Annotated in this window: 3 protein-coding genes and 2 pseudogenes; 4 read left to right on the top strand and 1 reads right to left on the bottom strand. The window is 69.3% G+C overall.

What is annotated here, in order from left to right; all coding sequences use genetic code 11:
* Positions 1–133: 133 nt before the first annotated feature.
* Entirely contained in the window at positions 134–667 is a 534-nt protein-coding gene (locus tag A6302_RS04710; protein ID WP_069306080.1) for an RNA 2'-phosphotransferase, read from the bottom strand.
* Positions 668–829: 162 nt separating this feature from the next.
* Here A6302_RS04710 and thrC point away from each other — a divergent pair, with 162 nt between their 5' ends.
* From thrC to A6302_RS04690, 4 genes and pseudogenes are all read left to right on the top strand, one after another.
* Complete coding sequence (gene thrC / locus A6302_RS04705; RefSeq protein ID WP_069306079.1) at positions 830–2,236, top strand: threonine synthase; 1,407 nt, start codon at positions 830–832, stop codon at positions 2,234–2,236.
* Between the two features lie 4 nt (positions 2,237–2,240).
* Positions 2,241–3,571: pseudogene (locus A6302_RS04700) on the top strand (M16 family metallopeptidase).
* Positions 3,568–4,194: a GNAT family N-acetyltransferase gene (locus tag A6302_RS04695; RefSeq protein WP_069306078.1), complete on the top strand. Its 627-nt coding sequence runs from the start codon at positions 3,568–3,570 to the stop codon at positions 4,192–4,194. The pseudogene A6302_RS04700 and the gene A6302_RS04695 overlap by 4 nt, the downstream one beginning before the upstream one ends.
* A 242-nt stretch (positions 4,195–4,436) precedes the next feature.
* A pseudogene (locus A6302_RS04690) lies at positions 4,437–7,285 on the top strand (EAL domain-containing protein).
* Positions 7,286–7,347 lie beyond the last annotated feature (62 nt).

Genomic DNA, 7,347 nt, shown 5'->3' with positions numbered 1-7,347 from the left:
CCAAGGGGAGAAGGTGGCCCGAAGGGCCGGATGAGGGGGCTGGCTCCGCATCAGCCAAGCCGGCAGCCCTACCCAAATCGCGCCTTGCCGCACGCCGCACATGGTGCAGTTGCCAGCTTTCGTCTCGGCCTTGTCAGATCTCGCGCAGGTAGGCCGTCGGTACAGCCTCCGTCAGCCACACCCCGTTGTCCGCACAGAAAAACAGATGTCCGTCCCGGTGCATCGCCGCGGCATCCACGTGCAACACCACCGGTCGGCCATGGCGGCTGCCGACCCGGGTCGCCGTTGCCTCGTCGTGCGAGAGATGGACGTGCTGGCGACTGCGGCTGGAAAGGCCCGTCGCCAGAATTGACGCGAGGCTCGTGACGGCCGTGCCGTGGAACAGGACATCGGGAGGGGTCGAGGGGACCAGCGCGAGATCGACGGAGACCGAATGACCCTGCGCCGCTCGGATCCGTTCACCGTCAGCGGAGAAGGTGAAACGCTTCTTGTCGTTGTCCGCCACCACCCTGTCGATCGTCGCCCGATCGATCGCGACGCCTGAAGCGGTGGCCGCAGCAAGAAGGACATCAACGTCCACCCAGCCGTTTGCATCAAGGGTGATCCCGATCTTCTCGGGGGCATGCCTCAGAACGAGGCTCAGAAATTTGCTGATCTCCTTTGACATCTCTCCTCACTGCTTCAAGTGACCGAGACCCCAGCCGATCCGTCCATGTCTTTCGGCAGGCTGACGACTGTGCTCACATATTGCAGTCCCCCGCCATCGCCGATAGGGTCCGCGGACCTCCGCGCCGGACAGGGCGTCTTTCCACGAAGGTCTGCCCGTTCCGTGCAATACGTCAGTACCCGAGGCCGCGCGCCCGCCCTGAGCTTCTCCGGCGCCGTGCTTGCCGGCCTTGCCCGCGACGGCGGGCTCTATGTTCCCGAGCGGTGGCCGACCCTCAGCGCCGGCGAGATCGCCGCGCTGGCCGGCCTGCCCTATTCGGAGGTCGCCTTCCGGGTGATCGAGCCTTTCGTCGGCGACGACATTCCGCAGGACGCGCTGCGCAGGATGATCGATGGCGCCTATGCCGGCTTCCATCATCCCGCCGTGACGCCGCTCGTGCAGATCGGGCCGAACCACTTCCTGCTGGAGCTGTTCCACGGCGCGACCATCGCCTTCAAGGACGTGGCGATGCAGCTGCTCGCCCGGCTGATGGACCATGTGCTGGCCGAGAAGGGCGAGCGGGCGACCATCGTCGGCGCCACCTCCGGCGACACCGGTTCGGCGGCGATCGAGGCCTTCCGCGGCCGCGAGAACACCGACATCTTCATTCTCTTCCCGCACGGCCGGGTGTCCGACGTGCAGCGTCGGCAGATGACGACGGTGGCGGACGCCAACGTCCACGCCATCGCGCTGGAGGGCACCTTCGACGACTGCCAGGCGCAGGTGAAGGCGATGTTCAACCATCTCGCCTTCCGCGACCGGGTGCATCTGTCCGGTGTCAACTCGATCAACTGGGGCCGCATCGTCGCCCAGGTGGTCTACTATTTCGTGGCCGCGACCGCGCTCGGCGCGCCGCACCGCAAGGTCAGCTTCACCGTGCCGACCGGCAACTTCGGCGACATCTTCGCCGGCCATGTCGCCCGCCAGATGGGCCTGCCGATCAGGACGCTGGTGATCGCCACCAACGTCAACGACATCCTCGTGCGCACGCTGGAGACCGGCCGCTACGAGACCCGCGGCGTGTCGGCCACCATGTCGCCGTCGATGGACATCCAGGTGTCGTCGAATTTCGAGCGGCTGCTGTTCGAGGCGACCGGGCGCGACGCCGACGCCGTGACGGCGATGATGGGCAGCCTGTCGCAGTCGGGCGCCTTCGACGTGCCGGCGGGCGCGCTGGCCGAAATCCGCGCCGGCTTTGCCGCCGGCCGGGCCGACGAGGCGGAGACGGCGGCGGCGATCGGCCGGATGCTGCGCGAGGCCGACTATCTGCTCGACCCGCACACGGCCACGGGCGTCGTCGTCGCCGAGCGCCATCTGGCCGGCACGGCGCCGATGGTGACGCTTGCCACCGCCCATCCGGCCAAGTTCCCCGACGCGGTGAGCGCGGCCAGCGGCCGGCATCCGACGCTGCCGGAGCGGCTCGGCGACATCTTCGCAAGGGACGAACGGCAGAGCGTCCTTGCCAACGACCGCGGCAGGATCGAAGATTTCATCCTTGGCCGGACAAGAGCCGCATCCCTGGGAGCGTGACGCAATGGTGGTCGAGGTTACGAAGCTCAACAACGGCATCACCGTCGTCTCCCAGTCGATGCCGCACCTCGCCTCCACCGCGCTGGGCGTCTGGGTTGCCGCCGGCTCCCGCACCGAACTGCCCTCCGAGAACGGCATCTCCCATCTCCTCGAGCACATGGCCTTCAAGGGCACGCGCACCCGCAGCGCGGCGGCGATCGCCGAGGAGATCGAGAATGTCGGCGGCGAGCTCAACGCCGCCACCTCGATCGAGAGCACCAGCTACTATGCCCGGGTGCTGGCCGGCGACATGCCGCTCGCGCTCGACATCCTCGCCGACATTCTCCAGGACTCGGTGTTCGATCCGGAAGAGCTCGTGCGCGAGAAGCACGTGATCACCCAGGAGATCGGCGCAACGCTGGACACGCCCGAAGACCTCGTCTTCGACTTCTTCCAGGAGGCCGCCTTTCCGGGCCAGCCGATCGGCCGGCCGATCCTCGGCTCGGTCGACACGGTCAACGGCTTCGACCATGCCGCCCTGCGCCACTATCTCGCCCGCCAGTATGTCGGCCCGCGCACGGTGATCGCTGCCGCCGGCAAGATGGACCATGGCGAACTGGTGCGCATGGCGCGCGAGCGCTTCGACAGCTTCGCCCATGCCGCGGCGCCCGACGACGTGCGCGCCACCTATCTCGGCGGCGAGCGGCGCGAGGAGCAGGACCTGATGGAGGCGCAGGTGGTGCTCGGCTTCCGCGGCGCCTCCTACCATTCGCCGGACTTCATGACCGCGCAGATCGCCGCTCGGTGCTCGGCGGCGGCATGTCCTCCCGGCTGTTCCAGGAAATCCGCGAGAAGCGGGGCCTCTGCTACTCGGTCTACGCCTTCCACTGGTCCTTCTCCGACGACGGCCTGTTCGGCATCCACGCGGCGACCGGCGGCGACGATGCCGGCACGCTGGTGGAGGCGACGATCGACGAGCTGCTGCGCGCCGCCGACACGGTCACCGAGGTCGAGGTGGCCCGTGCCCGCGCCCAGCTGCGCGCCGGCCTGCTGATGACGCTGGAAAGCCCCGCTGCCCGCGCCGGCCAGATCGCCCGCCACATCCTGTTCCACGGCCGCTCGATCCCGCTCGACGAGATGGTCCGCCAGATCAACGCCATCTCGGCCGAGATGGTGCGCGACTTCATCGTCCGCACCGTCACCGGCGCCGCCCCGACCCTCTCGGCCATCGGCCCGATCCGGGCGCTGCCCGGCCTCGACCGGATCGCCCATCGGCTCGGCGCGCCCCTGCCGCCGGCCTCGGCTCTCGGCGCTCCGCCGCCACGCAAGGCGGTGCGCGCAAGGCGCGCGCGATGACGCTGCTGCGCGTCGTCGCCGGCGACGTGAATCCCGTCCTCACCACCCGGAGGACCTATCTGCGGGTGCCGACCATGGCCGACCATCCGGCCTGGGCCGGCCTGCGCGAGGCCAGCCGGAGCTTCCTGGAGCCCTGGGAGCCGCGCTGGCCGCATGACGACCTGACGCGGGCCTCGTTCAAGCGCCGGATCAAGCGCTACCAGCGCGAGATCCGCGAGGACAGCAGCTATCCCTTCTTCCTGTTCCGGTCCGTGGACGGCCTGCTGCTCGGCGGGGCGACCCTCTCCCATGTCCGGCGCGGGGTGTCGATGAGCTGCTCGCTCGGCTACTGGATGGGCGAGGCCCACGCCGGGCAGGGCTACATGGCCGAGGCGGCCGCGCGGCTGCTCGCCTTCGCCTTCCGCGACCTCCGTCTGCACCGGGTCGAGGCGGCGTCGATGCCGCACAACGAACGCTCGGTCCGTCTCCTCGAAAAAGCCGGTTTCATTCGCGAGGGCTTTGCCCGCGGCTATCTCCTGATCGACGGGAAATGGCGCGACCATGTGCTCTATGCCGTCAACGCCGAAGACTGGCAGGCCGGACTTGCCGACGGGGACGCCGCGAGGATTTCTCCCGGGATCTGAGCGCCGCCGGTTCGACGTCACCGGCCCGGCCACCCCCTTCGCGGAGACGCCTGCGGAGGGACCGACATCTGTGCTACGACCGTGCGTGGCGTGGCGGCCCATGCCTTGAAGGCGACGCGGCCCTGCCGCATCGCGGGCGCCTTGCGCCACAGGACCGACAGGACGCCGGAACAGGACGACCGGACTTGCAATCGAGACGCTTCCCCCGCCCCCTTGCCCGCCTTCTCGCGCTCGTCGCCGCGATGCTGCTCGCCGTGGCCGCCCTGTCCGCGCCCGCCTTGGCGCTGGAGCCGATCGCCGTGCCGGCCGATGGCGTGGCGCTGGAGCTGACGCCGGCGATCGAGATCCACCACGAGGACGCCGACCGGATCCAGGTGTCGACCGCGCCCGGCGCCGACGGCATCGTCCGGCGCATCGAGGTGCGCGCCCGCGACGGCGCCGAGACCACCAGCTGGGCGGTGTTCGCGCTGGCCAACAACACCGACGAACAGCTCGACCGCCTCGTCGTCGCCCCCTATTTCCGCCTGTCCGGCTCCGGCATCATGTGGCCGGACCTCGGCGCCTCGCGCATCGCCAACATCACGCCGAGCCAAGGATTCGCGCCGCAGCGCCAGACCAGCACCGACGCCGACGTGTTCCTGGTGACCCTCGACCCGGGCACCGTCGTCACCTTCGTCGCCGAGATGCGCACCAGCCAGCTGCCGCGCCTGACCCTGTGGACGCCGGATTCCTACAAGGACAACGTCAACTCCTACACGCTCTTCCGCGGCATCATCCTCGGCATCTCCGGCCTGCTGGCGCTGTTTCTCACCATCCTGTTCGTGGTGAAGGGCTCGATGATGTTCCCGGCGACGGCGGCCCTTGCCTGGACCGTGCTCGCCTATCTCTGCATCGACTTCGGATTCTGGAACAAGGTGTTCAAGGTCGATCTCGGCGCCGACCAGATCTACCGCGCCGGCAGCGAGGTGATGATCGCCGTCACGCTGGTGATCTTCCTCTACGCCTATCTCAACCTCAGCCGCTGGCACTTCCGCTACAGCCAGGTGATGCTGCTGACGCTGGTGGTGCTCGCCGCCCTGCTGGGCCTTGCCTTCTACGATCCCTCGATCGCCTCCGGCATCGCCCGCATGGCGCTGGCCGGCCTCGGCGTCGCCGGCCTGATCCTGATCCTCGCGCTCGCCGTCCACGGCTACGACCGCGCGATCATGCTGATCCCGACCTGGCTGATCTTCATCGCCTGGCTCGCCGGCACCGGGCTCACCGTGTCCGGGCATCTGGCCAACGACATCGTGCAGCCGGCGCTGGCCGGCGGCCTCGTGCTGATCGTGCTGCTGCTCGGCTTCACCGTCATGCAGCACGCCTTCGCCGGCGGGCCGATCTCCGACGGGCTGATCAACGACACCGAACGCCGCGCGCTGGCGCTCACCGGCGCCGGCGACGTGATCTGGGACTGGGATGTCGCCCGCGACCGGATCTACACCAGCGCCGAGGCGGAGGCGCGGCTCGGCCTCAAGCGCGGCACGCTGGAGGGGCCGGCACGTGACTGGCTGCAGGTGCTGCACAGCCAGGACCGCGACCGCTTCCGCGCCAACCTCGACGCCATCGTCGAGCAGCGGCGCGGGCGCATCGCCGAGAATTTCCGCATCCGCGCCCATGACGGGCACTACCTCTGGTTCCGCCTGCGGGCCCGGCCGATTCTTGGCGGCGACGGGGAGGTGATCCGCTGCGTCGGCACGCTGCTCGACATCACCGAATCGAAGAATGCCCAGGAGCGGCTGCTGCACGACGCCGTGCACGACAACCTGACCGGCCTGCCGAGCCGCGAGCTGTTCGTCGACCGGCTCGGCGCCGCGGTCGTGCGCGCCGCCACGGAAGGCACCCAGCGGCCGGCCGTGTTCATGATCGACATCGACCGCTTCCGCCACATCAACGAGAGCCTCGGGCTCGCGGTCGGCGATTCGATCCTGCTGACCGTCGCCCGCCGTCTGGCCCGGCTGCTGAAGCCGGTCGACACGCTCGCCCGCATCGACGGCGACCACTTCGGCATCATCCTCCTGTCCGAGCAGATGCCCGACCGCGTCGCCGCCTTCGCCGACGCGGTGCGCCGCGCGATCCGTGCCGCGATCGCCCTCCACGACCAGGAGATCTTCCTCACCTCCTCGATCGGCATCGCGATCCACGACCGCGAGACCCGCGATCCGATGGAGTTCATCAAGGACGCCGAGATCGCCACCGCCTTTGCCAAGCGCAACGGCGGCGACAGGATCGAGACCTTCCGCCCCTCGCTGCGTTCGGGTGCCAACGACGCCTTCGTGCTGGAGAACGACCTGCGCCGCGCGCTGGAGCGCGAGGAGCTGCAGCTGCTGTTCCAGCCCGTGGTGCGCCTCGACACCCGCGCCATCGTCGGCTTCCAGGCGCATCTGCGCTGGGATCATCCCAAGCGCGGCCGGATCTCGCCGGCCGACTTCGTGCCGGCGGCCGAGCGCTCCGACCAGATCGTCCAGCTCGGCCTGTTCGTGCTCGACCGCGCCGCCCGCCAGCTGGCCCAGTGGCAGCAGAGCCTGCCGGACGGCGAGCAGCTGTTCGTCAGCGTCAACGTCACCAGCCGGCAGCTGCTGCGCCACGATCTCATCAACGACGTGAAAGCGGCCCTGTCGCGGACCTCGCTGCCGAAGGGCGCGCTGCGGATCGAGTTCCCCGAGTCGATGGTGATGGAGAACCCGGAATTCGCCGCCCAGATCCTCGCCCGCCTGCGCGAATTCGGCGCCCGCGTGACCCTCGACGATTTCGGCGCCGGCTACTCCTCGCTGTCCTACCTGCAGCGCCTGCCGGTGGACGCGGTCAAGATCGACCGCAGCTTCGTGCATGGCCCGGATCGCAATCGCCTGATCATGCTCCGCGCCGTCGTCGGCCTTGCCCATGACCTCGGCCTCGAGATCGTGGCCGAAGGGACCGAGACCGAGCCGCCGCCACCGAGCTCGCCGGCCTCGGCTGCGATCTTGGCCAGGGCGACCACTTCGGCGGCGCCATGACGGCGGACGAGATCCGCAAGCATTTCGAGAAGGCGGCGAGCGTGAAGGCCAAGGCCTGAGCCCCGCCGCTGGCGCTCATCTACGCCGGCCGCACTCTTTTGTGCTGTCGCGCTTGCGCAAG

It is taken from the genome of Methylobrevis pamukkalensis, from assembly GCF_001720135.1.
GTDB lineage: Bacteria > Pseudomonadota > Alphaproteobacteria > Rhizobiales > Pleomorphomonadaceae > Methylobrevis > Methylobrevis pamukkalensis.
The sequence above is the reverse complement of the archived record's forward strand: the minus strand, read 5'-3'. Positions and strand labels throughout refer to the sequence as shown.

Bases quoted from the DNA above. Each gene is read 5' to 3' on its own strand.
- A6302_RS04695 (WP_069306078.1), top strand. From the start codon at position 3,568: ATGACGCTGCTGCGCGTCGTCGCCGGCGACGTGAATCCCGTCCTCACC.
- A6302_RS04710 (WP_069306080.1), bottom strand. From the start codon at position 667: ATGTCAAAGGAGATCAGCAAATTTCTGAGCCTCGTTCTGAGGCATGCC.